The sequence below is a fragment of the Variovorax sp. CAN15 genome (assembly GCF_030462475.1).
Classification (GTDB): domain Bacteria; phylum Pseudomonadota; class Gammaproteobacteria; order Burkholderiales; family Burkholderiaceae_C; genus Variovorax.
The window spans coordinates 1-24,129 of the sequence record NZ_JASMRZ010000029.1; the positions used below are offsets into that span (position 1 = coordinate 1).

Genomic DNA, 24,129 nt, shown 5'->3' on the forward strand with positions numbered 1-24,129 from the left:
CCTTGTTGGCCACCAGCAGGCACGGCTTGCCGATGCGGCGCAGTTCGTTGGCGATGTCGTGGTCCTGCGCGGAGAGTCCTTCCCGCGCGTCAACCACGAAGATCACGACGTCGGCCTCGGCAACGGCCTGGCGCGTCTGCTTGGCCATCTCCTTGTAGATGCCGCTTCCCGCATCGGGCTCGAAGCCGCCGGTGTCGATGACGATGAACTCGCGCTTGCCCAGCCGGCCGTTGCCGTAGTGGCGGTCCCGCGTGAGCCCGGCGAAGTCGGCGACGATGGCGTCGCGCGTCTGGGTCAGCCGGTTGAAGAGGGTCGACTTGCCGACATTCGGCCGCCCGACCAGGGCCACGACCGGCTTCATGGCCGGCCTTTCGAGGACGCGGTTTTCATGGTCGGGCCTTGGAAAGAGAGAAAGGAAAAGGAAGGAAAGTTACTCTGGGCGATAGCCAAACACGCCACCCTTGGCTGTCACCACGACCACCGTATTGCCGGCCAACACCGGAGCGACAGTGATGGCCGAACCATCCGGCGTGACGCGGTTGAGCAGCGCACCGTCTTCGCGCGACACGAAATGCAGGGTTCCGGTGTTCTCGCCGATGATGAGCGAGCGCCCCACGGCCAGCGGCGAGGTCAACACCCGGTTCTTGAGGCGGGACATCTGCCAGGCGCGCTCGCCATCGGCACGCCGCCACGCCACAACGCTGCCGTCGGACTCCGTGCCGTAGACGAAGCTCTCGTTGCCGCTGACGCCGTCGGCGCCTGAGGCAGGCTTGCTCCAGACCAGCGAACCGCGCAAGGTATCGACGCAGCCGACACTGGCGTAGTAGGCACGCGCGCAGACCGTGTCGCCGAAGCGGCTTACGCTACCGGTCAGATCGACCAGGCGCTCAACGTCATTGGTGCCGCGCGGGGCAGCAATCGGTGATTCCCAGCGCGAAGTGCCGTTGGCGGGATTGATGCCCACCAACCGGCCGCCGACGCCAGCCACCAGCGTGTCGCCGACGGCAATGAGCACGCCCGACTTGCGCAGCACGAGGTTTTCGCCCGCGCGCTGCTGGATCCACAGGCGGCGGCCACTCTGGCCATCCCAGGCACTGATGCTGCGGTCGGCGGTCTGCACGAACACGCGGCGCCCCGCCACCAGCGGTGCGGTGAAGGCCTGGGCCGAGAGCCTCTGCTTCCACAGCACCTTGCCGTTTTCGAGGGCGACCAGCTCGTTGCCGGTGGTGACGACCGCCGCCACCGATCCGTCGCTGCCCACGCCGGCCGCCAGCGGGGCGCCGGCATTCGCACGCCAGACTTCGCGGCCTGCGCGCGCATCGATGGCGACCACCGTGCCGTCGCTGGCGGCCACGGTGATCGTGTCGCCGCTGATGTCGGTGGTCAGTGGGAACTGCACTTCAGGGATGCGCACCGTCCAAGCCTGGCGCACTCCCATCAGGGCCGGGTTGGCGGGGAGTTCATCGGGCTTCGGCTTGGCAGAGCCGGAGCAGGCGGCAAGAAACGCTACCAAAACGAGAGCTGATCCCGCACGCAGGGCGGACGATTCAGGCATGAGGCGCTTGAAATTCATGATGCGGTCAGGGAGTCTTGGGGGCTGCGGGAGTGACGGTGATCACGGGAGCCAGGCTCTTGGGGTCGACACCGACCGCGTTGAGCTTGATCTCCACCAGGCGGCGGTAGTCGGAAGTGGGGCCGAGGCCGGTCCAGGCCTTGCGGTATTCGGCCTGCGCCTCGGCGCGCTTGCCCTGGGCCAGGTAGATGTCGCCCTTGCGGTCGGCCACCAGCGGTTCGAATTCCTTGGGCACGCTGCCGTCGAGCTGCTTGAGGGCGTCGTCGTACGACTTGCCGTCGAGCAGTTCAGCCGCCAGCCTCAGGCGGGCAACGGCCTTGTAGCCAGGGTCGATGGCGTTCTGGGCCACCCATTCGAGCTCGGCGCGCGAACCCGCGGCGTTGCCCTTCTCGTACAGCGTCTTGGCGGCCAGCAGGCCCGCCTGCTGCGCGTAGGTCGTGCCCGAGAAGCGCTTCTTCATGTCGTCAAGCACGAGCGCGATGCGCGCCGGGTCGCCCGCCTGCGCCGTCTTCTCGATCTCGTCGTAAAGAGACGAAGCCTGCGCGGCCTTGTTGCGGCCATACCATTGCCAGCCGTTCCAGGCCACGAAGGCGCCGGCAACGAGCAGCACGACCGAGGTGATCAGGGTGCCGTAGGTATTCCAGAAATGCTTGAGCTGGTCGAGCTGTTCCTGTTCTTCGAGGTCGAGATGGGTTGCCATGCGTGTCAGGTATTGGAAGCCGGCGATTGTAGGGTGGCGGCCCAGGTGGCCACTTCCGAAAGAGACCGGGCAGTCTGCGCTCCGCCTGCGTCGCGCAGCGACTTGACGGTGACCTCGCCGCGCGACAGCTCGTCTTCGCCGAAGATCAGCGCGTAGCGCGCGCCGCTCGCATCGGCCTTCTTGAACTGCGCCTTCATGTTGCCACCGCCGGCGTGCTGCAGCACGCTGACGCCTGCGGCCCGCAGTTGCTCGAGCACGCCCATGACCTGCGGCAGCATCGTGGCCGAAGGCACGATGGCATAGGCCGCGGGCGCCGCGGCCGGCACAGGCAGGCCCAGTTCCTGGATCAGCAGCAGCAACCGCTCGATCCCGAGGCCGAAGCCGACGGCGGGCGCCGGCTTGCCACCCATCTGCCCGATGAGGCCGTCGTAGCGCCCGCCTCCGCAGACGGTGCCTTGCGAGCCGAGCTGGTCCGTGACCCACTCGAAAACGGTGAGGTTGTAGTAGTCCATGCCGCGCACCAGGCGCGGATTCACGCGGTAGGCCAGGCCCGCGGCGTCGAGCACGGCACGCACCGCATCGAAGTGTGCGCGCGATTCCTCGCCGAGAAAATCCATCAACTGAGGCGCAGCCTCGACGACGGACTGCATCGCCGGGTTCTTCGTGTCGAGGATGCGCAGCGGGTTACTGTGCAGGCGCCGCTTCGCGTCGGCGTCGAGCGCGTCGGCATGCGCCTCGAAGTGGCGGATCAGTGCCTCGCGGTGCGCCTGCCGTTCTGCCGGCTGGCCCAGGCTGTTGATCTCCAGGCGCACATGCTCGCCCTCGATCAGCCCGAGCTCGCGCCAGAGCGCCCGCACCATGAGGATGAGTTCGGCATCCACGTCCGGCCCCGGGAAGCCGAGCGCCTCGACGTCGAGCTGGTGGAACTGCCGGTAGCGCCCCTTCTGCGGCCGCTCGTGGCGGAACATCGCTCCCATGGTCCACAGGCGCAGCGGGCCGTTGTAGAGCGCGTTGTGCTCGACCATCGCGCGCACGATGCCGGCCGTGGCCTCGGGACGCAGCGTGAGCTTGTCGCCGTTCATCGAGTCAGTGAAGGAGTACATCTCCTTCTCGACGATGTCGGTGACCTCGCCGAGGCCGCGCACGAAAAGCGCGGTCGGCTCGACGACGGGCGTCACGATGTAGTGATAGCCGTAGCGGGCCAGCAGCTGCCGCACCTTCTGCTCGAACCACGACCACAGCGCCGAATCGGGCAGGCGGTCGGTGCGCGGCACGCTCGCCGGCAATATGTCGTTCATGCCTTTGACGGCACTTATCTTGTCAGCCATAGGAGGAAGGGGTCAGGCGGCGTCGGCAGCCAGGTGCTGTCCGAAGCGCTTTTCAATGTAGTTTTCGACGAGCTGATGGAACTCGTTGGCGATATTGTCGCCGCGCAGCGTGAGGGCCTTTTCGCCGTCGATGAAGACGGGCGCCGCGGGCGCCTCGCCGGTGCCGGGCAGGCTGATGCCGATGTCGGCATGCTTGCTCTCGCCGGGGCCGTTGACGATGCAGCCCATGACGGCCACCTTCAGCGTCTCCACACCCGGATATTTCTTGCGCCAGACGGGCATCTGCATGCGCAGGTAGTCGTCGATCTGCTTGGCCAGCTCCTGGAAGGTGGTGCTGGTGGTGCGGCCGCAGCCCGGGCAGGCGGTGACGCTCGGCACGAATACGCGAAGGCCCAGCGCCTGCAGGATCTCGGAGGCGATCACCACTTCCTGCGTGCGCGACTCGCCCGGCTGCGGCGTGAGCGACACGCGGATCGTGTCGCCGATGCCCTCCTGCAGCAAGATCGACAGCGCAGCAGCCGAAGCCACGGTGCCCTTCGTACCCATGCCGGCCTCGGTGAGGCCCAGGTGCAGCGGATAGTCGCAGCGGCGAGCCAGTTCGCGGTAGACCGAGATCAGGTCCTGCACGCCGCTCACCTTGCAAGACAGGATGATCTGGTTGCCGGCCATACCCATCGACTCGGCCAGCCTGGCGGACTCGATGGCCGAGGTGATGAGCGCCTCGTACATCACCTGCTTGGCATCCCAGGGCTCGGCGCGCTGGCTGTTGACGTCCATCAGGCTGGCAAGCAGCTCCTGGTCGAGGCTGCCCCAGTTGACGCCGATGCGCACGGGCTTGTTCCAGCGCATGGCGGCGTCGATCATCTGGCCGAACTGCTTGTCCTTCTTGTCGCCCTTGCCCACGTTGCCGGGGTTGATGCGGTACTTGCTCAGCGCCTCGGCGCAGGCCGGATATTCGGTCAGAAGGCGATGGCCGTTGTAGTGGAAGTCGCCCACCAGCGGCACGTCGATACCCATGCGGTCGAGCTGTTCGCGGATGTAGGGCACCTGCGCGGCCGCCTCGGGCGTGTTGACCGTGATGCGGACCATCTCGGAGCCGGCCTGGGCCAGCTCCTTCACCTGGATCGCCGTGCCGATGGCATCAACGGTGTCGGTGTTGGTCATGGACTGCACGCGCACCGGAGCATCGCCGCCCACGGTGACCACCCGAGGCCCCCAGACCACGCTGGCCTGGCGCGAACGACGGGCCTTGGGAGCCGCGGCCTCGATCGGAACGGGAAGGCAATTGCCAGAGGAGGTCACGACTTCACCTCGAAACGCGCCACCCCGCCACCCTTGGTGAAGGGCTTCAGGTCAAAAGGCTGCCCATGGACCTGTACATCGACGCTCGAAGCACGGCCGACCACGACCGACAACGGCAGCGTGCCCGACAGGCCCACAGTTTCGCCGGCCTGCAGGCTGCGGCGCAGCAGTTGCTTGCCACCGGCTTCGGTCACGGTGATCCAGCATTCCTCGCGAGCGACGAAGACCAGCTGCTGGCTGCTTGAAGCTGSTGCCGCAGCCGCAGCCGCAGCCGCAGCTGCGGCGGGTGCCGCGGCAGCCGGTGCAGCGGCGGTTACCGCAGGCGCACCTGGAGCAGGTGCCGCGGCGGGAGCCTCGCCAACCACCGGGCCGCCGGTAGCCACGGCTTGCGTAGGCACGGTCTCGGCAACGGCACCGCTGGCGACCGAAGCCGGGCCGCTGGCCGGCGCCGATTCCGCGCCGGCGTCGCCGCGCACCGCAAGGCGGGACACGGAAGCACTGAGCTGGTCGAACACCGACTGCGGTAGCCAGAACAGCGCACCCGCGCCGATCAGCAGCAGCAGTACGACGATCAGGAGCGGCCTTGAAGGCAGCCCGCTCGAGCGGGCGTTGCCGTTCCAGCGCGGCGTGCCCGAGTTGATATTCGAGCGGAGGGTGCGGTCGGTCTCGGCCAGCGACACCTTCTGGGTGCTGGGCAGCTTCGCGAGCACGGGAGCCGGGTCGATGCGCAGGGCACGGCAGACGCTGCTGGCCAGCGCGCGCGCGAAGACCGGGTCGGGCAGCGAAGCGATGTCGTCCGCCTCGAGCGCCATGAGCTTCTGCGGCGGCACCTTCAGCGCGGCGGCCACCATCTCGATGTGCAGGCCATGGGCTTCACGCGCCTCGCGCAGCAACTCACCGGCCGTCTTGTTCGCGATATCGCCAGCTTCCAGTGGCAATGCTGCTGAAGTGCCGAACTCCGAAACCCGATCAGTCATTGAAATTCCCGCGCTCGTACGCTGTTGCCTCCCGCGACTGGGGGAAGCGTCGTTGCAGTTGGCCTCCCAACTGCGCGACTGCCTCGCGGTTGTTCAGCTTTCGTTCGATCTTGATGCCGAGCCAGAGCGTCTCGGCACTGGCTGCGGCACTGTTGTTGACACGGCGGATGTAGAACTGCGCGCGCGACCACTCCTCGCGCTGTGCCAGCACCGACGCAAGGTTGAAGCCGACGATCGGATTGCCGGCGTCGATTTCGTAGGCCTGCATGAGGGTGCGTTCGGCCTTGTCGCGCTGGCCTGCCTTGAGTTCGCACACGCCCTGCGTCATGAGCGTCTTGGCACGGTCGGCATAGGTCGGCACGGCCAGGGCTTCGTTGAACTGCGCGGCGGCGTCGCCATAGCGGTTCTGCTGGCACAGCAGCCAGCCGTAGTTGTGGCGCGTGTTCGGATCGCGCGGATTGATCGCGATGGCGCGGCGGAAGCTGTCTTCGGCCAGGCCGGCATCGTCCAGACGCATGTAGACGAGGCCACGCAGGTTGTAGGCATCCGCGTTGTTCGGGTCGGCGGCCAGCGCCTGCTTGATCTCGTCGAGCGCCACGGTGGTCTGGCCGTGCTCGAAGTAGCCGGCGGCCAGTTCCATGCGCAGCCGCGCGCGGCGCTGGCGGCTGGACTCGTCGGACTCGGTGATGATCTCGGTCCCCTTGGTCGCATTGCTGTTGTCGGCCAGGCTGGTGGTGGTGGTGCGCGTGCTCACGCAGCCTCCGAGCAGCAATGACATGGCGACGCCCGCGAAACCCACTGCCAGCATCCGCCGCGCGTTCGCGATCGTCATCGAAATGGCCATGCTCATCGGTTCAATGCTCCTGGGAGATGGTCTTGCGGACCGGATGCAAAACAACAACCGGGCGCTGCCCGGCTGCGCGGCGCTGGGCCATGCGCTCGGCCGCGCGGGTGCGGTCCTTCACGTCACCGGCGAGCTGCCCGCAGGCGGCATCGATGTCATCGCCGCGCGTCTTGCGCACGGTGGTCACGAGGCCGGCTTCGCTCAGCGTCCTGGCGAACGCCAGCACGCGCGGCTGAGGCGAGCGCAGCAGGCCCGAGGCCGGAAACGGGTTGAACGGGATCAGGTTGAACTTGCACGAGATGCCGTGCTTGCGAACCAGCTCGACGAGCTGCCGCGCATGCTCGGGCTGGTCGTTCACACCGTCGAGCATGCAGTACTCGAAGGTGATGAAGTCGCGCGGCGCATGCGCCAGGTAGCGCTTGCAGGCCTCGATGAGTTCGTCGATCGGGTACTTGCGATTGAGCGGCACGAGGTCGTCGCGCAGCGGATCGTTGGGCGCATGCAGCGAAACCGCGAGGGCCACGGCGCAATCGGCGCCCAGGCGGTCGATCATAGGCACCACGCCGGAGGTCGACACCGTCACGCGGCGGCGCGACAGCCCGTAGGCGTTGTCGTCGAGCATGGTGCGCAGCGCGGGCACCAGCGCCGAGTAGTTCTGCAGGGGCTCGCCCATGCCCATCATCACCACGTTGGAGATGATGCGTTCGTCGCGCTTGAGGTGCTTGCGAAGGAAGTGTTCGGCAAACCAGAGCTGGGCGACGATCTCGCCCGTGCCCAGGTTGCGGCTGAAGCCCTGATGCCCCGTCGAGCAAAAGCGGCAACCGACCGCGCAGCCGGCCTGGGACGACACGCAAAGAGTGCCGCGGTCGTCCTCGGGAATGAATACGGCTTCGACGGCATTGCCGTCACCGACGTCGAACAGCCACTTGATCGTGCCGTCCCTGGATTCGTGCTGCGTGATGACCGGCAGGGCCTCCACGCGAGCGGTGGTCGCGAGTTTCTCGCGCAGCGACTTCGCCAGATCGGTCATCTGGGTGAAGTCGCTGGCGCCACGCTGGTGGATCCAGCGGAACAGCTGCGTGGCGCGGAATTTCTTCTCGCCGAGTTTTTCGCAGAACGCAGCCAACCCCTCGAGATCGAAATCGAGCAGGTTGGCCGTGGTCATGGAATCGGGGCGAGATCCGGTTTCAGCGTGCGTAGACGTTGAGGCCGGCGAAGAAGAAGGCGACTTCGTTCGCGGCGGTTTCGGGAGCGTCCGAACCGTGAACGGCGTTGGCGTCGATGCTGTCGGCGAAGTCGGCGCGGATGGTGCCGGCGGCTGCCTTCTTGGGGTCCGTGGCGCCCATCAGGTCACGGTTCTTGGCGATGGCGTTCTCGCCTTCGAGCACTTGCACGAACACGGGGCCCGAGATCATGAACTCGACGAGGTCCTTGAAGAAGGGACGCTCCTTGTGCACGGCGTAGAACTGCTCGGCTTCGTTGCGCGACAGGTGCACCAGCTTGGCGGCGACGATCTTCAGGCCGGCGGCCTCGAAGCGGGAAACGATCTTGCCGATGACGTTCTTGGCAACTGCGTCGGGCTTGATGATGGAAAGGGTACGTTCGATAGCCATTGAAATGCTTCCTGGAGCTTTGATTTTGAAGTGTTTTGTCACAACTGCAACGAGTTTGTTGCGTCACATGTCGACAAAGCCTCTGATTTTAACCGGCGCGGCCTTGCGGATTGGTGAAAACCCCGCGAAAGGCCGCGCTGCGACGGCAGACTTTCAGCGCCCGCGGCGACGTCCGCCGCCCTGGCCGCCGAAGCCGCCACCACCGCCTCCGCCACCACCACGGCGTTGGCCTCCGCGCTGCTCCTTGCGTTGGCGCGAGAAGCTGTCGGCGCCGATGTAGCCCAGGGAGGTCTTCATCGGATCGGGCTGACTGGCTCCGCCCGGCTGGCGGTCGTCACCCTGGCGATTGCCACCGCCTTGGCGGTTGCCATTGCCACGACGCCCCTGGCCCTGGGGCTGACCACCATTGCCGCCACCACGGTTGGGACGCCCTCCCCGCTCGCCACGCGGCGGACGGCCGTCGCCCAACGGGTTGGGGATCGGCGCATCTCGGCCGCCGTCGTCGCGCGCCTCGCGCATGTCGCGCGGCTGCTGCCCCCCGCCGCCATTGCGGTTGCCCCGGCGCTTCTTGTTGCGGCCGCCACGACCATTGCCACCGCCTTCCTGCCCCGGGCCACGCTGCTGCGGGCCCGGCCGTGCAACCGCGCCACCGGAAGCCTGGAACAGGGCACGGATGTCGCGCTCGTCGAGCTCCATCCAGGCGCCGCGCTTCAGGCCGCGCGGCAGCACCATCGCGCCGTAGCGGATGCGGATCAGCCGGCTGACCGCATGCCCCACCGACTCGAACAGTCGGCGCACCTCGCGATTGCGGCCTTCGGAGATGGTCACCCGATACCAGCAGTTGGAGCCTTCGCCGCCACCATCCTCGATGGCACCGAATTGCGCCATGCCGTCGTCGAGACGCACGCCGTCCAGCAGCTTCTGCTTCTCTTCGCCGGCAAGCGCGCCCAGCACCCGCACCGCATACTCGCGCTCCAGACCGAAGCGCGGGTGCATGAGCTGGTTGGCCAGATCGCCGGAGCTGCTGAACAGCAGCAACCCCTCGGTGTTCAGGTCGAGGCGCCCCACAGACTGCCACTTGCCCTGCTGCAGGCGCGGCAGCTTGCGGAACACGGTGGGACGGTTCTGCGGATCGTCGTGCGTGACCACCTCGCCCACGGGCTTGTGGTACGCGATGACGCGCGGCGGCGGCGGCGCGATGCGGTAGCGGATCGGCTTGCCGTTGATCTTGACCTGGTCGCCGTACTGGATGCGTTGGCCGATATGGGCCGGCTCGTTGTTGACGGAAATGCGGCCCTGGAGAATCAGCTGCTCCATCTCGAGCCGCGAGCCGAGGCCGGCCTGCGCCAGCACCTTGTGCAGTTTGGGCGAATCGGCTTCCGGCAGCAGCACGCGCTTGAGCGGCGGGACTTCGGGGCTTTCCTCGTCGGCGTCGAACTGGCCGGAGATGACGTCCGCGAAGCGGATCGGCTCGGGCGGCGGCGCGTTGCGCTGTTCGCGCTCGGCGGCGCGGCGGGCGCGGTCGAGGTCGTCCTCCTCTTCGTCGGGCTCGTCCTCGTCCTCGTCCTCGTCCTGACTTTCGTCGTTGCGGTCTTCGAAGCGCTCGGCCTGTCCGGGCTGGGGCGCCTCGACGGGCGCGGGGTCATGGGCCACCTCCGCGGCAGCGACAGGAGCCTGCGCGCTGGCGGCGGCCTGCGGCTCGACCATCTCCTGAGGCGCGTCTTCAGCGGGCGCAGCCACCGCCTCGGCGTCCGGGACTGCCTGCTCGACCACCTTCTTCTTGCGAGGCGCGCGCGGTTTCTTCGGCGCCTCGGGCTCCGGCGGCGCTACCGCTTCGATGGCATCAACCACGGCCTTGCTGGCAGCGGTCGCCCTCTTCTTCTTCTTGACTTCGGGCTCGACCGGCAGCATTGCTGCGTCTTCGGTGTCGGTTGTGCTCATGAGGTTTTTCCGGGAGAGGGAGCGTGAAGATCGGCCTCGTCCTCGGACGGGGCATCGGATTTCGACGCGGGTTCTTGTTCTGGTTCGGCGGGAACGGATTCGGCGCCCGCTTCGTTCTCGGCGAACTGCGCCTGGGCGGCTTCGATCGCTTCGGCCGCTTCAGCGGGCTCGGCGACTTCGGGCTCGATGTCGGCGACGGCGGATTCCTGGGCCTGCACTTCCGGCTCTTCAGCCGGTTCTGCCTCAGCCGCTTCGCCTTGCTGCGAAGCAGCAATCTCGGCATCGGTCCCCGATGCGTCGGCTGCGGAGAACTCCAGCTCCGCCATTCCGGACGCGTCGGCATCGCCCTCGACGAGCGCTTCGGTCTCTGGAGCCGCGTCGATGGGCAGCCCTTGCTGCTCGCCCGAGGCCTGCTCGAGCGCATCGACCAGGGCCGCCTGCTGCGCAGGCGTCTCGATCAGCGGCAACTGGTCGAGCGAGGCCAGGCCCAGGTCGTCGAGGAACTGGCGGGTGGTCGCATAGAGCGCAGGGCGGCCGACCGTTTCGCGGTGGCCGATGACCTCGACCCAGCCGCGATCTTCCAACTGCTTGAGGATCAGCGAGTTGATCGTCACGCCGCGGATGTCTTCCATGTCACCGCGCGTCGCCGGCTGGCGGTAGGCGATGATGGCCAGCGTCTCGAGCGCGGCGCGCGTGTAGCGCGGGGGCTTCTCGGGGTGCAGGCGATCGAGGTGGTCGCGCATTTCCGGCCGGCTCTGGAAGCGCCAGCCGCTGCCGACGCTCACCAGTTCCAGGCCGCGTTGCGCCCAGTCTTCCTGCAGTTCGAGCAGCAGCGCCTTGATGGTGTCCGCACCCAACTCGTCGTCGAACAGCACGCGCATATCGCGCACCGGCAACGGCTGGCTCGAACAGATCAAGGCGGTTTCGAGAATGCGCTTGGCATCCGCCGTATTCATGGTTCGCGTTATCCGGGAAAAGGCGCCTGGGGGCGCTTGTTCAGAAGGATGGAAGGAGTAGGCGCTGCAGGCACGCGGCAAATGCAACGCAAGGCCGGTCTCGGGGGCCGGCGCGGCTCTCGGGCCGTCAGGCGCGATTGTAATCCAGCCCCCAGGCCTGCAAAGCCTGCGCGAGGTCTGCCGGCAACGGCGAGTGGAACTCCAGTGGCGCCTGCGTGACGGGATGCACGAAGGCCAGCCTGAATGCATGCAGCGCCTGGCGGGACAGCCCCACGGCCGGCGCGCCGCCGTAGAGCGCGTCGCCCACCAACGGGTGGCCGATGGACGCCATGTGCACGCGAATCTGGTGGGTGCGCCCGGTTTCGAGGGTGCATCGCACGACGCAGCCTTCGGCGTTGCTGTCGAGCCGCTCGATCAGCGTGCGCGCCGTCTTGCCTGCGCTGCGCTCGAGATCGACCACCGCCATGCGCAGCCGGTTGCGCGGGTCCCGGCCGATGGGAGCATCGACATGGCGCGCCGACGCGCCCTCCCACTGCCTGTGGCCGATGGCCAGATACTGCCGCTTGACGTCGCGCGCGGCGATCAGCGCCACCATCGCGTCCATGGCGGCACGGGTACGCGCCACCACCATCAGGCCGCTGGTGTCGCGGTCGAGCCGGTGCACGATGCCGGCGCGCGGCAGCAGCACGGCCTTGGGATCCAGCGCCAGCAGGCCATTCAAGAGCGTGCCGCTCCAGTGCCCCGGCGCCGGGTGCACGACCAGCCCCGCGGGCTTGTCGACGATGCGCAAATGCTCATCCTCGTACACGGTGACGATGTCGATCGCCTCCGGCCGGAAGGCCTGGCTCTGGGGCGTGGGGCGCAGCTCGATGCGGCCGGCCTGCCCCGCCTTGACGGGGGCCGAGGCCTTGGTGACAGTGCGGCCCTGCAGCTCGACGACGCCAGCTTCGATCAGCTGCTGCAGGTAGCTGCGGGAAAACTCGGGCACCAGCGCGGCGAGCGCGCGATCGAGCCGCTGGCCATGCTGCGCAGGGTCGATGACGAAAGGACGCTGCTCGCTGGCCTCGGCCGGGTCCGCCCCCTCTTCGTGCTCGGCCACCTCGGGGCTGTCGGGGATATTGCCCAGAGGGTCGGTCGATATAATTGAGGGCAACTGTTTCACGAAAGCCGTATGTGATGATTCGCGCCAAATTATCGGTCCCCGCCTGGATCGCGCTCAGCGCGGCGGCTCTGCTGGCAGCAGGCTGCTCGTCGACCTCTACCGCCGACAAGACCGCCACCTGGAGTCCCAACCGAATCTACTCCGAAGCCAAGGACGAGGCCGGATCGGGTGCCTACGACAAGGCCATTCCGCTCTACGAGAAGCTCGAAGGCCGCGCAGCCGGTACCCCGCTGGCACAGCAGGCACAGCTGGAAAAGGCCTACGCCCAGTACAAGTCGGGCGAAAAGGCGGCCGCCATCGCCACCGTCGACCGCTTCATGAAGCTGCACCCCGCGAGCCCGGCCATGGATTACGCGCTCTACCTCAAGGGCGTGATCAACTTCAACGACGACCTCGGCATGTTCGCCTTCCTGACGCGCCAGGACCTGTCGGAGCGCGACCAGAAGGCCGCCAAGGAGTCTTTCGAGGCGTTCAAGGACCTGGCCACGCGATTCCCCGATTCGCGCTATGCCCCCGACGCGCGCCAGCGCATGAACTACATCGTGAACTCGCTCGCGCAGTATGAAGTTCACGTGGCGCGCTACTACTACTCGCGCGGCGCCTACCTGGCGGCCATCAACCGAGCCCAGGTCGCGCTCGCCGATTACCGCGAAGTGCCGGCCCTGGAAGAAGCCCTGTACATCATGGTCAAGTCCTACGACGCCCTGGGCATGAAGGACCTGCGCGATGATGCACAACGCGTGCTGACCACCAACTACCCGCAGAGCACCTACCTAGCGAACGGCTTCAAGAGCAAGGAAGATCCCTGGTGGAAGGTCTGGTAAGCCAGGCAACCGCATCCGACCGGTAGAGCCGCAAGCGCTCTGCCGGAGCTTCCAGCTCAGTTCCTGAGCGCCTCCAGCGCGGCTTCGAAGTCAGCTTCGTTTTCGAGCCGCCGCATCGGCGGCAGGGCCGCCAGCAAACGGCGGCCGTAGCCCATCGCCACCAGCCGCGTATCGCAGATCGCCAGCACGCCGCTGTCGGTTTCCCGCCTGATCAACCGCCCCGCTCCCTGCTTGAGCGCCACCGCCGCCTCGGGCAGCGAATAGTCGGCGAACGAGCTCCGCCCCTGCGACTCCAGCCGCTGCGAGCGCGCCTCGACCAGCGGATCGTTGGGCGGCGGAAACGGCAGCTTGTCGATCACCACCAGCTGCAGCACGTCTCCCGGCGCATCGAAACCCTCCCAGAACGAGGCCGATGCCACCAGCACGCATCCTGCTCGCCCGGCGCTCGAGCCTTCGCGGAATCGGTCCATCAGCACGCGCTTGGGCAGTTCGCCCTGCACGAGCACTTCGGGCCGATGCTGCCCATCGAGCAGCTCGAACCGTTGCCTCATCTCGTCGCCGATGGTGCGCAGTGCGCGCAGCGTGGTCGTCAGCACCAGCGTGCGGCCACCGAGCTCCGCCGCCCCGCGCGCCGCCAATTGCGCGACGCGCTGGCTGTGCGACGGATCGTTGGGCTTGGGAAAGGCGCGCGGTACGTAGATCGCGGCCTGCGAGGCGTAGTCGAAGGGGCTCTGCACGCGCAGCACTTCGGCGTCCTGCAGGCCGCAGGGCTCCGTGAACCAGCGCAGCGTAGGCTCGTCGCCCAGCGTGGCCGAGGTGAAGACCCAGGCGCGGCGGCCCTCTTCCCGCGCCGCGCCCGAACGCCCTGGCTGCTCGCCGTAGGCATCGAGGTCGTCCTCCTCATCGGCCCCAGCTTCATCCGGCTCGTCGGCGATCTTGAGCACCCGCTTGCGCATCGCATCCGCAATGTCCAGCGGCGATTCGATGAGCCGCAGCTGCGTGCCCACATCCACCCAGCGCACGGAATCGAGCTCGCACGGCAGGGCGAAGCGTGCGGTGCGTTTTGCAAGCTGACGGGCCCGCTCGTGCAGCCGCACGAAGTCGGGAGAGATTTCGCTGACCGTGTCCAACCCGTCCGCAGCCGCCCGGAATGCATCCAGCAACTCGTCGAGCGCGCCCTGCCATGCGGCAGGGTCGATGCCCTCGGGCGATGCGCCCAGCCAGCGCAGCTTGGCGCCCGGCCATTGCTTGCCGACCACCAGCCGCAGCTCGCGCGCGGCGCGCTCGGTCGCGGACACCAACTGCTGCCAGTCGACCAGGCCGCGCGCATGCTGCAGGCCGGCGGCCAGCATGTCATGCGCGAAGTCGAGCGCCTGTCCGGTTCCGAGTTGCGCGCCCAGGAACTGCACGCCGGTCTCGTTGAGCTGATGGGCCTCGTCGAACACCACCACGCTCACCGTCGGCAGCAGCTCCGCCATGCCGGTCTCGCGCACCGCGAGGTCGGCAAAGAAAAGATGGTGGTTGATGACGACGATGTCGGCCGCCAGCGCCTCGCGCCGCGCCAGGTTGACGTGGCAGGGCTTGAACTGCGGGCACTGCGCGCCCAGGCAGTTCTCGCGCGTGGAGGTGATCAGCGGGATGAGCGGCGAACGCTCGTCGAGCCCCGGCAGCTCGGCCAGGTCACCGGTGCGCGTGGCCTTCGACCATTGTTCGATCTTGGCGAGCGTGCGCAGGCTGCCGCGCTCTGGCAGGGAAGCATCGTGGCGCGCCATGTCGAGCCGGTGCAGGCACAGATAGCTGGCGCGTCCCTTGAGCAGTGCCGTGCGCACGGGCAGGCCGAAAGCTTCGACGAGGCGCGGCAGGTCGCGGCCGAAGAGTTGGTCCTGAAGTGTCTTGGTGGCGGTGGAGAGCAGAACGCGCTCCCCGCTCAGCAGCGCCGGTACGAGATACGAGAAGGTCTTGCCCACGCCGGTGCCAGCCTCGACCACCAGCACACCGCCCTGGTCGATGGTGCGGGCCACGGCCATGGCCATCTCGGTCTGGCCCGGGCGCTCGCGGAACTGCTCCGCGGCATGCGACAGCGCCCCATCGCGCGCGAAGGCGTCGCGCACCTTGTCTTCGAGCGAACCCGTCACGCCGGCTCTTTCGGATCGAGGATGTTTTCCAGTCGGGCGATCTGGTCGCGCAACCCAAGGCGGCGCTTCTTCAGGCGCCGCAGCAGCAGTTCATCCTGCGGCGAGCCTTCGGCCAGCCGGTCTATGGTGGCGTCGAGGTCAGCGTGCTCGATGCGCAGTTCGATCAGCTGACGGGAAAGAGAGTGGAGATTGGAGTCCAACGGTGGAGGAGCGCACGCGTGGTTTTCGTGTCGCATGTTCATTCGATAATACGTCCTGACACGAATCTCCGAGAAGACAGGAACCGGCGCCTCAGGCGCATATTGCTTCATGACCCAAGGCTTTCGACTCGCAGCGGCCACCGGACTTCACAAGGGAGACCGCCCGTACCAGCAAGACCAGGTCCTGCTGATGAGCCATCCGCGCGTGACCGGCTGCGTGCTGGGCGTGGTGGCGGACGGCATGGGCGGGCGCAGCGGCGGGCGCAAGGCTTCCGACCAGGTGCTCATGACGGCGCGCCAGCTTTTCACACGCTACCAGCCTGGCAAGGAAGACTCCGAAGCCCTGCTCAAGCAGATCCTGGAAGACGCGCACACGGTCATCAAGCTCACCGCCGCTTCCGCCGAACAGGAGCCGCACAGCACGATCGCGGCTTTCCTCATGAACCCGAAGGGCGACTGCGCCTGGATCCATGCCGGCGACTCGCGCATCTATCACTTCCACGACGGCGAGTTGCTCAAGCGAACGCGCGACCATTCGTACGTGCAGGTGCTGATCGACCGCGGCCAGATCACCGAAGCCGAGGCCAACATCCATCCGCAGGGCAACATCCTGCTGGGCTGCCTGGGCATGACGACCACGCCGCCACCCATCGACCCCTACTACATCCCGAAATTGGCGCCGGGCGACCTGCTGATGGCCTGCAGCGACGGACTCTGGCACTACTTCAGCCCCGAGGAGCTGGCGAGCGTGCTCTATGCACAACCCCCGCGCGATGCGGTGGAGATCCTGGTGGGCGAAGCGCGCCGCCGGGCCAGGGGCACGGGCGACAACATCTCGATCGCCGTTCTGAAGCTCGACCCGCTCCCGGCCGCTGCCGCAGCCTGAGCGACAGCCACCCTTCTTTTTCTCAGGGCTTGGCCGGTTCTGCGGGCGGCGGAGGCAAGGGCGCCCCGCGCGGCTTGTCACGGTTGGCGTTCTGGCGCTCAAGGTTGGCCTTGTGCTCTGCAGCGCGCCTTTGCTTCTCCTGGAAACGCCTGACGGCTTCGGGCGCCTCGGCGCGGCGCTGGGCAGCCTTGGCCTGCTCGTCAGCATGCGCCTGCTGCTTGGACTGGAACTGGCGCTCGCGCTCGGCTGCCTCGGCCGCCGTGGAAGCCCGACTGGCCGCGTGATCGGCGGCACGCTGCTCGCGGTCCTTCTGGTCCTGGATCGACTGCTGCTGCTTCTCGGGCGTGTCCACCGGGCGCTGCGCGGCGGCCTTCTGGTCCAGCTTCTGCAACTCGGCCGCACCGCTGCGCTGGCGCTGGATGTCGTTGATGGCGGTTTCCTGCCGCTTGATGTTGTCGGTTTCCTTGCGGCGGCGGCTGCGGCTTTCCTGCAGGCAGCCTTCCACCGCGAACTTCTTGTAGCAGGCGGCCCGCTCTTCGACAAAACGTTTCTCGATGACCTCCCGCTCCGAGGAAAGCCGGCGCTTCTCGGCCTCGAGGTCGGTGTTGCCCGCCGCGGCGTTGGACTGCGCCCACAGCGGAAGGCTGGCCAGCGCCATGGACAGGGCAAGAACGATTTTTTTCATGTGAGTCGGGTATCGACGACGCGGCGTTCCAGGGCAAGGAACTCGCTCGATTGCATTTCGGTGAGCCGGGAGACCGTGCGCGGAAATTCGTGCGACAGCGGACCTTCGGTGTACAACGCCTCGGGCGGAACCTCAGCCGACATGATGAGCTTGCATCGCCGGTCGTACAAGACGTCGACCAGCCATGTGAAACGGCGTGCCTCGGAGGCCATGCGCACCGGCATGTGCGGTACGTCGGACAGCAGCACGGTGTGGAACTGGCTTGCGATCTCGAGGTAGTCGTTCTGGGAGCGAGGACCGCCGCACAGCGTCTTGAAATCGAACCAGACCACGCCGCCGGCCTTGCGCCGCGCGCGGATCTCGCGCTGCTCGATGTGCAGGACCGGGTTTTCGTCGGCCACCTCGGCCAGCTTGTCGAAAGCCTTGCGCATCTCCTTCTCGGCCGCCGCGTCGTTGGGCGTGAGATACATGCGCAGCTGCTCCAGCGTGCGGCGGCGGTAGTCGGTGCCGTTGTCCACGCTCAGGACTTCGAGCTTCTCGTTCAGCAGCTCGATCGCGGGCAGGATGCGGTCGCGGTGGAGTCCGCCCGGATACAGGTCATCGGGCTTGAAATTCGAGGTAGTGACGAAGCCCACGCCGTTCTCGAAGAGCGACACCAGCAGCCGATGAAGAATCATCGCGTCGGTGATGTCGGCCACGTGGAACTCGTCGAAGCAGATCAGCTTGTAGCGCTTCGAGATCCGCAGTCCCAGTTCGTCGAGCGGGTTGACCGTGCCTTGCAGCTCGCGCAGTTCGCGGTGCACCTCGCGCATGAACTCATGGAAGTGCAGGCGCGTCTTGCGCCGCAGCGGCACGGCGTTGAAGAACAGGTCCATCAGGAAGCTCTTGCCCCGCCCGACGCCACCATACATGTAGACGCCGCGCGGAAGCTCCGGCCGGTTGATGAACTTCTTCAGCGCATTCGAGCGCTGGGCCTTGTACTCGGCCCATTCGTTGGCGCAGCGATCCAGCGCCTCCACGGCGCGCAGTTGCGCGGGATCGCTTTTGAACCCGCGCGCCGCGAGTTCCGCCTCGTAGGCCTGTTTGACGCTGGTCAAGAGATCGGCGAGATCAGAAGTTCAGCGTGCGCTTGTCCACGGCGAGCGCCGCTTCCTTCGTGGCTTCCGACAGCGACGGGTGCGCGTGGCAGATGCGTGCGATGTCCTCGGCGCTGGCCTTGAACTCCATCGCCACCACGGCTTCGGAGATCAACTCGCTGGCCTGCGGGCCCACGATGTGCACGCCCAGGATCTCGTCCGTCGTCGCGTCGGCCAGGAACTTGACCATGCCGGTCGTGTCGCCCAGCGCGCGTGCGCGGCCGTTCGCGAGGAACGGGAAGGTGCCGGCCTTGTAGGCGCGGCCCGAGGCCTTGAGCTGCTGCTCGGTCTGGCCGACCCACGCGATCTCGGGGCTGGTGTAGATCACCCACGGGATCGTGTTGAAGTTGACGTGACCGTGCTGACCCGCAATGCGCTCCGCCACGGCAACGCCCTCTTCCTCGGCCTTGTGCGCCAGCATCGGGCCGCGCACCACGTCGCCGATGGCCCAGACGTTGGGCAGGCTGGTCTTGCACTCGTCGTCCACGGCAATGGCGCCGCGCTCGTCGAGCTTCAGGCCCACGGCTTCGGCGTTCAGGCCGATGGTGTTGGGCACGCGGCCGATCGACACGATCAGCTTGTCGACTTCCAGCGTCTGGGCTTCGCCCTTGGCATTGGTCCAGGCAACGCTCACGCCCTTCTTCGACGACTTGATCTCGCCGACCTTCACACCGAGTTCGATCTTGAGCTTCTGCTTGTCGAAGGCCTTCTTGGCTTCCTTGGCGATCTGCTCGTCCACCGCGCCGAGGAAGGTCGGCAGTGCTTCGAGCACCGTGACTTCAGCGCCGAGGCGACGCCACACCGAGCCCATTTCGAGGCCGATGACGCCCGAGCCGATCAGGCCCAGCTTCTTCGGCACCGCGCCAATGCGCAGCGCACCGTCGTTCGAGAGGATGTTCTCCTCGTCGAACGGCGTACCCGGCAGCGCGCGGGCGTTGGAGCCCGTGGCCACGATGATGTGCTTGCCGACGATCGACTCTTCAGCGGCGCCAGCCACCTTGATCTCGTAGCCGCCTGCGTCCGCCTTCACGAACGAACCGCGGCCGTGGAAGAACGAAATCTTGTTCTTCTTGAACAGGTACAGGATGCCGTCGTTGTTCTGCTTCACGACCTGGTCCTTGCGGGCCAGCATCTTGTCGATGTCGAGGCCCAGGCCTTCGACCTTGATGCCGTGGTCGGCGAAGTGGTGGCCGGCCTGCTCGAAGTGCTCCGACGACTGCAGCAGCGCCTTCGAGGGAATGCAGCCCACGTTGGTGCAGGTGCCGCCCGGTGCCGGGCCGCCCTTGCCGTTCTTCCACTCGTCGATGCAGGCGACGTTGAAGCCGAGTTGCGCGGCACGAATAGCTGCGATGTAGCCGCCGGGGCCGCCGCCGATGACGACGACGTCGAATTGTTTGCTCATTGGGTTTCCGTTTCAGTTGTCCATCGCGCTGCGTGAATCAGGGCTCCTTCGCGAACACCGCGGAACCGGCTTTGCCGGGCCGCAGGTGTTGCCCCCGTGTGGGGGTTGGCGAAGCGACACGAAGTGCGCGAAGACTGGGGGTGGATCAGATGTCGAACAGCAGGCGCGACGGGTCTTCCAGCGCCTCCTTCATGGCGACCAGGCCCAGCACGGCTTCACGGCCGTCGATGATGCGGTGGTCATAGCTCATGGCAAGGTAGTTCATCGGGCGGATGACGATCTGGCCGTTTTCCACCACGGCGCGGTCCTTGGTGGCGTGCACGCCCAGGATCGCCGACTGGGGCGGGTTGATGATCGGGGTCGAGAGCATCGAGCCGAAGGTGCCGCCGTTCGAGATGGAGAACGTGCCGCCGGTCATGTCTTCGATGCCCAGCTTGCCGTCTTGCGCCTTCTTGCCGAACTCGGCGATCTTCTTCTCGATGTCGGCGAAGCTCATCTGGTCGGCATTGCGCAGGATCGGCACCACCAGGCCGCGCGGCGAACCCACGGCGATGCCGATGTCGAAGTAGCCGTGGTACAGGATGTCGTTGCCGTCGACCGAGGCGTTGATCACCGGGTACTTCTTGAGCGCGTGCACAGCGGCCTTCACGAAGAAGGACATGAAGCCGAGCTTCACGCCGTGTTCCTTGGTGAAGCTGTCCTGGAAGCGCTTGCGCAGTTCCATGACGGGCGCCATGTTGACTTCGTTGAAGGTCGTCAGGATGGCGTTGGTCGACTGCGACTGGATCAGGCGCTCGGCGATGCGGGCGCGCAGGCGGCTCATCGGCACGCGCTGCTCGGGGCGCTCGCCCAGGTCGGGAGCGCTGGTCGGTGCGGCGACCTGCGGCAGCGCGGGCTTGCCGGCCGGCACCGCCACGGTGGCTGCAACGGCTGGCGCGGGCCTGGCGCCCGAGGCAACGGCGGCGAGCACGTCGCCCTTGGTCACTCGGCCGTCCTTGCCGGAGCCGGCCACGTCGCCGGTCTTCAGGTTGTTGTCGGCCAGCAGCTTGGCTGCGGCGGGCATTGCCACGTCGGCCTTCGAGCCGCCGGTCGCGGCGGCAGCTGCTGCCGGTGCGGCTGCGGGCGCCGGGGCTGCCGCAGCGGGTGCCGCGGCAGGAGCGGCCGCGCCGGCCTTGCCTTCGGTGTCGATCTTGGCGATCAGTTGGTCGGCCACCACGGTGGCGCCATCGGGCTGCACGATTTCGGCCAGCACGCCAGCCGAGGGCGCGGGCACTTCGAGCACGACCTTGTCGGTCTCGATCTCGATCAGGATTTCATCGACGGCGACGGCTTCGCCGGCCTTCTTCTTCCACGTGAGCATGGTGGCTTCGGCCACGGATTCGGAAAGCTGGGGGACTTTGACTTCAACGATAGACATTTGGAGTGGGCTCCGATTTGTTCTTCAGGGTATTCGTGTGAAAGAGGACTGGTTTTACTTGGTCAGCACGAAGCCCTTGAGCTTGCCGAATGCGCCATCGACGAGCGCCTTCTGCTGTTCCTGGTGCAGGTGCGAGTAGCCCACCGCCGGCGATGCCGAGGCGGCACGGCCGGAGTAGCCGAGCTTCTGGCCTTCCTGCATGTTTTCGTGGATGTAGTGCTGCACGAAGAACCAGGCGCCCTGGTTCTGCGGCTCGTCCTGGCACCAGACCACGTCGACGAGATTGGGGTACTTCTTGATCTCGGCGGCGAATGCCTTGTGCGGGAACGGATAGAGCTGTTCGACGCGGATGATCGCCACGTCTTCGTCGCCGCGCTCCTCGCGCTTCTTGGCCAGGTCGTAGTAGACCTTGCCCGAGCAGGCGATCAGCCGCTTGACCTTCTCGGCCTTCAGCGACTTGCTTTCCGGAATCACGGTCTGGAAGCTGCCCTTGGTGAACTCGGCCAGCGGCGACGTGGCATCCTTGTTGCGCAGCAGCGACTTGGGCGTGAGGATGATCAGCGGCTTGCGCAGGTTGCGCACCATCTGGCGGCGCAGCACGTGGAAGATCTGGCTGGCCGTGGTCGGCTGCACCACCTGCATGTTGGTGTCCGCGCTCAGCTGCATGAAGCGCTCCAGGCGAGCCGAGCTGTGCTCGGGGCCCTGGCCTTCGTAGCCGTGCGGCAGCATCATGGTCAGGCCGTTGACGCGGCCCCACTTCACTTCGCCCGAGGCGATGAACTGGTCGATCACCACTTGCGCGCCGTTCACGAAGTCGCCGAACTGGGCTTCCCAGATGACGAGCGTGTTCGGGTCGTTCGAGGCGTAGCCGTATTCGAACGCGAGCACGGCTTCTTCCGACAGGATCGAGTCGATCACGACGAAGGGAGCCTGGTTCTCGGCGACGTTCTGCAGCGGGGTGTAGGTGCCTTCGTCGAACTTCTCGCGGTTCTGGTCGTGCAGCACGGCGTGGCGGTGCGTGAACGTGCCGCGGCCCGAGTCTTCACCCGACAGGCGCACCGGATAGCCGCTGGCGACCAGCGAGGCGAAAGCCATGTGCTCGCCCATGCCCCAGTCGACGTTGACGTCGCCACGGCCCATCGCCGCGCGGTCGTCCAGCACCTTCTTCACGAGCGGATGCACCGTGAAACCCTGCGGCACGGTAGTGATCTTCTCGGCCAGGCGCTTCCATTCGGTGGACGGGATGGCGGTGTCACCGGCGTCGGTCCACTTCTTGTTGAGGTAGGGGCTCCAGTCGACGGCGTACTTGCTCTTGAAGTTGGTGAGCACGGGGTCGACCGTGTTCTTGCCTTCGTCGAAGGCGGCGCGCTGCGCCTTGACCATGTCGTCGCCCAGCGTGTCGCCCAGGCCTTGAGCGGCCAGCTTGTCGGCGTACAGCTTGCGCGTGCCGGGGTGCTGGGCGATCTTCTTGTACATCAGCGGCTGGGTGAGCGAGGGGGTGTCCTGCTCGTTGTGGCCCAGCTTGCGGAAGCAGATGATGTCGACGACCACGTCCTTCTGGAACTCCATGCGGAATTCGAGCGCGATCTGGGTGGCGAGCACCACGGCTTCGGGATCGTCGCCGTTCACGTGCAGCACCGGCGCCTCGATCATCTTGACGATGTCCGAGCAGTACAGCGTCGAGCGGCTGTCGCGCGGGTCGCTGGTGGTGAAGCCGATCTGGTTGTTGATGACGATGTGCACCGTGCCGCCGGTGGAGTAACCACGGGTCTCGGCCAGCGCCAGCGTTTCCATCACGACGCCCTGGCCCGCGAAGGCGGCGTCGCCGTGCACGATCACGGGCAGCACCTGCTTGCCCAGCGGGTCGCCGCGGCGGTCCATGCGCGCGCGCACCGAGCCTTCGACCACGGGATTCACGATTTCAAGGTGCGAGGGGTTGAACGCGAGGCTCAGGTGCACCGGGCCGCCGGGGGTGGTCACGTCCGAGCTGAAGCCCTGGTGGTACTTGACGTCGCCGCTGGGCAGGTCTTCGGGAGCGGTGTGGTCGAACTCGGCGAACAGGTCGGCCGGCATCTTGCCGAGCGAGTTGACCAGCACGTTCAGGCGGCCGCGGTGGGCCATGCCGATCACGATTTCCTGCACGCCCTTGGCGCCGGCCTGGTTGATCAGCTCGTCCATCGCGACGATGAAGCTCTCGCCGCCTTCGAGCGAGAAACGCTTCTGGCCGACGTACTTGGTGTGCAGGAAGCGCTCCAGGCCTTCGGCCGCGGTCAGGCGGCTCAGCACATGCTTCTTCTGCTCGGCGCTCAGCTTGGGATTGGTACGGGCGCTCTCGAGCTTCTGCTGCCACCAGCGCTTGTGGTTCTGGTCGGTGGTGTACATGTACTCGGCACCCATCGTGCCGCAGTACGTTTCGCGCAAGGCATTGAGCAGGTCGCGCAGCGACATGGTCTCCTTGCCGAAGAAGGTGTTGCTGGTGTTGAACACCGTCTCGAGGTCAGCGTCGCTGAAGCCGTAGAACGAGGGCTCGAGTTCGGGAATGGCGGGACGCTCGGCGCGCTTGAGCGGATCGAGGTCGGCCCAGCGGGCGCCGACGTTGCGGTAGGCGGCGATCAGTTGCTGGACTGCCGTGCGCTTGCGGCCGAGTTCGGAGTCGGCGCCGCTGGCCTGCACGACCTTGGTCGTGCCCTGCTTCGCACGTTCGGCGAAGGCGTTGATGACCGGCAGGTGGGGGACGTCGCGGGTGTTGCTGCCGTCGGCGGCCGGCACGTTCTGCAGCGCGTCGAAGTACGAGCGCCAGTTGTCGGGCACGCTGCCGGGGTTGGAGAGATAGTTCTCGTACATCTCCTCGACATACGGCGCGTTGCCGCCAAAGAGGTACGTGTTGCCTTGATAGGCGGTATACGCCGAGGGCGTGGATGAATCGCTCATGATCCGCTGACCTTCGCTTCCCTGCGGGAAGCACTAGTTGGTTTGAGAAACCTTCCGCGACACGGCTGAACCGGTTGGCGGATGCGACTGTGGCTGGGGAAGGGCCTGAGTACCTTG

Annotated in this window: 21 protein-coding genes; 2 read left to right on the forward strand and 19 right to left on the reverse strand. The window is 66.7% G+C overall.

Translation table 11 applies throughout. The annotated features are described in order from the left end of the window. From QMO14_RS18480 to QMO14_RS18535, 12 genes are all read right to left on the reverse strand, one after another. A partial coding sequence (locus QMO14_RS18480; protein ID WP_301508896.1) for a GTPase occupies positions 1 to 361 on the reverse strand: 361 nt, incomplete at its 3' end. A 69-nt stretch (positions 362 to 430) separates the two neighbouring features. After that, entirely contained in the window at positions 431 to 1,573 is a 1,143-nt protein-coding gene (bamB, locus tag QMO14_RS18485; protein ID WP_301508897.1) for an outer membrane protein assembly factor BamB, read from the reverse strand. Between the two features lie 7 nt (positions 1,574 to 1,580). Then, positions 1,581 to 2,273: a tetratricopeptide repeat protein gene (locus QMO14_RS18490; RefSeq protein WP_301508898.1), complete on the reverse strand. Its 693-nt coding sequence runs from the start codon at positions 2,271 to 2,273 to the stop codon at positions 1,581 to 1,583. Positions 2,274 to 2,278: 5 nt separating this feature from the next. Further along, positions 2,279 to 3,601 carry a histidine--tRNA ligase gene (gene hisS, locus QMO14_RS18495; protein WP_301508899.1) on the reverse strand — a complete coding sequence of 441 codons (1,323 nt, stop codon included), beginning with the start codon at positions 3,599 to 3,601 and terminating at the stop codon, positions 2,279 to 2,281. A 12-nt stretch (positions 3,602 to 3,613) separates the two neighbouring features. Further along, positions 3,614 to 4,903, reverse strand: a complete 1,290-nt coding sequence (ispG, locus tag QMO14_RS18500) for a flavodoxin-dependent (E)-4-hydroxy-3-methylbut-2-enyl-diphosphate synthase (RefSeq protein WP_301508900.1) — start codon at positions 4,901 to 4,903, stop codon at positions 3,614 to 3,616. Continuing rightward, entirely contained in the window at positions 4,900 to 5,880 is a 981-nt protein-coding gene (locus QMO14_RS18505; RefSeq protein WP_301508901.1) for a helix-turn-helix domain-containing protein, read from the reverse strand. The genes ispG and QMO14_RS18505 overlap by 4 nt, the downstream gene beginning before the upstream one ends. Next, positions 5,873 to 6,730 carry a type IV pilus biogenesis/stability protein PilW gene (pilW, locus tag QMO14_RS18510; RefSeq protein WP_301508902.1) on the reverse strand — a complete coding sequence of 286 codons (858 nt, stop codon included), beginning with the start codon at positions 6,728 to 6,730 and terminating at the stop codon, positions 5,873 to 5,875. Before pilW ends, QMO14_RS18505 begins: the two co-directional genes overlap by 8 nt. A 4-nt stretch (positions 6,731 to 6,734) precedes the next feature. After that, positions 6,735 to 7,889, reverse strand: a complete 1,155-nt coding sequence (gene rlmN, locus QMO14_RS18515) for a 23S rRNA (adenine(2503)-C(2))-methyltransferase RlmN (protein WP_301508903.1) — start codon at positions 7,887 to 7,889, stop codon at positions 6,735 to 6,737. Between the two features lie 22 nt (positions 7,890 to 7,911). Then, positions 7,912 to 8,337, reverse strand: a complete 426-nt coding sequence (gene ndk / locus QMO14_RS18520; protein WP_019653122.1) for a nucleoside-diphosphate kinase — start codon at positions 8,335 to 8,337, stop codon at positions 7,912 to 7,914. 153 nt (positions 8,338 to 8,490) lie between these two features. Next, positions 8,491 to 10,278, reverse strand: a complete 1,788-nt coding sequence (locus QMO14_RS18525) for a pseudouridine synthase (protein WP_301508904.1) — start codon at positions 10,276 to 10,278, stop codon at positions 8,491 to 8,493. Continuing rightward, positions 10,275 to 11,234 (reverse strand): SMC-Scp complex subunit ScpB, encoded by a 960-nt coding sequence (gene scpB / locus QMO14_RS18530; protein ID WP_301508905.1) that lies wholly within the window; start codon positions 11,232 to 11,234, stop codon positions 10,275 to 10,277. Before scpB ends, QMO14_RS18525 begins: the two co-directional genes overlap by 4 nt. A 127-nt stretch (positions 11,235 to 11,361) precedes the next feature. After that, the gene (locus tag QMO14_RS18535; protein WP_301508958.1) at positions 11,362 to 12,333 is read right to left on the reverse strand and encodes an RluA family pseudouridine synthase; all 972 of its coding nucleotides are present in this window, start codon (positions 12,331 to 12,333) and stop codon (positions 11,362 to 11,364) included. A 77-nt stretch (positions 12,334 to 12,410) separates the two neighbouring features. On the opposite strand from QMO14_RS18535, the gene QMO14_RS18540 reads away from it, so the two are divergent. After that, on the forward strand, positions 12,411 to 13,220 hold the full coding sequence (locus QMO14_RS18540; protein WP_301508906.1) for an outer membrane protein assembly factor BamD: 810 nt from the start codon (positions 12,411 to 12,413) through the stop codon (positions 13,218 to 13,220). A gap of 56 nt (positions 13,221 to 13,276) precedes the next feature. Here QMO14_RS18540 and QMO14_RS18545 read toward each other — a convergent pair whose 3' ends face one another. Further along, on the reverse strand, positions 13,277 to 15,355 hold the full coding sequence (locus QMO14_RS18545; protein WP_301508907.1) for an ATP-dependent DNA helicase: 2,079 nt from the start codon (positions 15,353 to 15,355) through the stop codon (positions 13,277 to 13,279). Then, positions 15,352 to 15,555, reverse strand: a complete 204-nt coding sequence (locus QMO14_RS18550) for a YdcH family protein (protein WP_301508959.1) — start codon at positions 15,553 to 15,555, stop codon at positions 15,352 to 15,354. The genes QMO14_RS18545 and QMO14_RS18550 overlap by 4 nt, the downstream gene beginning before the upstream one ends. A 109-nt stretch (positions 15,556 to 15,664) precedes the next feature. Between QMO14_RS18550 and QMO14_RS18555 the strand changes: the two genes are divergently transcribed. Further along, entirely contained in the window at positions 15,665 to 16,441 is a 777-nt protein-coding gene (locus QMO14_RS18555; RefSeq protein WP_301508908.1) for a PP2C family serine/threonine-protein phosphatase, read from the forward strand. A gap of 22 nt (positions 16,442 to 16,463) precedes the next feature. Here the strand turns inward: QMO14_RS18555 and QMO14_RS18560 are convergent, their stop codons facing one another. The 5 genes from QMO14_RS18560 to QMO14_RS18580 form a co-directional block, all read right to left on the reverse strand. Continuing rightward, positions 16,464 to 17,126, reverse strand: coding sequence for a hypothetical protein (locus tag QMO14_RS18560; protein ID WP_301508909.1), 663 nt, complete (start codon positions 17,124 to 17,126; stop codon positions 16,464 to 16,466). Next, complete coding sequence (zapE, locus tag QMO14_RS18565) at positions 17,123 to 18,223, reverse strand: cell division protein ZapE (RefSeq protein WP_301508910.1); 1,101 nt, start codon at positions 18,221 to 18,223, stop codon at positions 17,123 to 17,125. Before zapE ends, QMO14_RS18560 begins: the two co-directional genes overlap by 4 nt. A gap of 13 nt (positions 18,224 to 18,236) precedes the next feature. Then, positions 18,237 to 19,664 (reverse strand): dihydrolipoyl dehydrogenase, encoded by a 1,428-nt coding sequence (gene lpdA / locus QMO14_RS18570; RefSeq protein WP_301508911.1) that lies wholly within the window; start codon positions 19,662 to 19,664, stop codon positions 18,237 to 18,239. 145 nt (positions 19,665 to 19,809) lie between these two features. After that, a complete protein-coding gene (gene odhB, locus QMO14_RS18575; protein ID WP_301508912.1) occupies positions 19,810 to 21,081 on the reverse strand; it encodes a 2-oxoglutarate dehydrogenase complex dihydrolipoyllysine-residue succinyltransferase in 1,272 nt (423 codons plus the stop codon). A 54-nt stretch (positions 21,082 to 21,135) separates the two neighbouring features. Beyond that, positions 21,136 to 24,012 carry a 2-oxoglutarate dehydrogenase E1 component gene (locus tag QMO14_RS18580; RefSeq protein WP_301508913.1) on the reverse strand — a complete coding sequence of 959 codons (2,877 nt, stop codon included), beginning with the start codon at positions 24,010 to 24,012 and terminating at the stop codon, positions 21,136 to 21,138. Positions 24,013 to 24,129 lie beyond the last annotated feature (117 nt).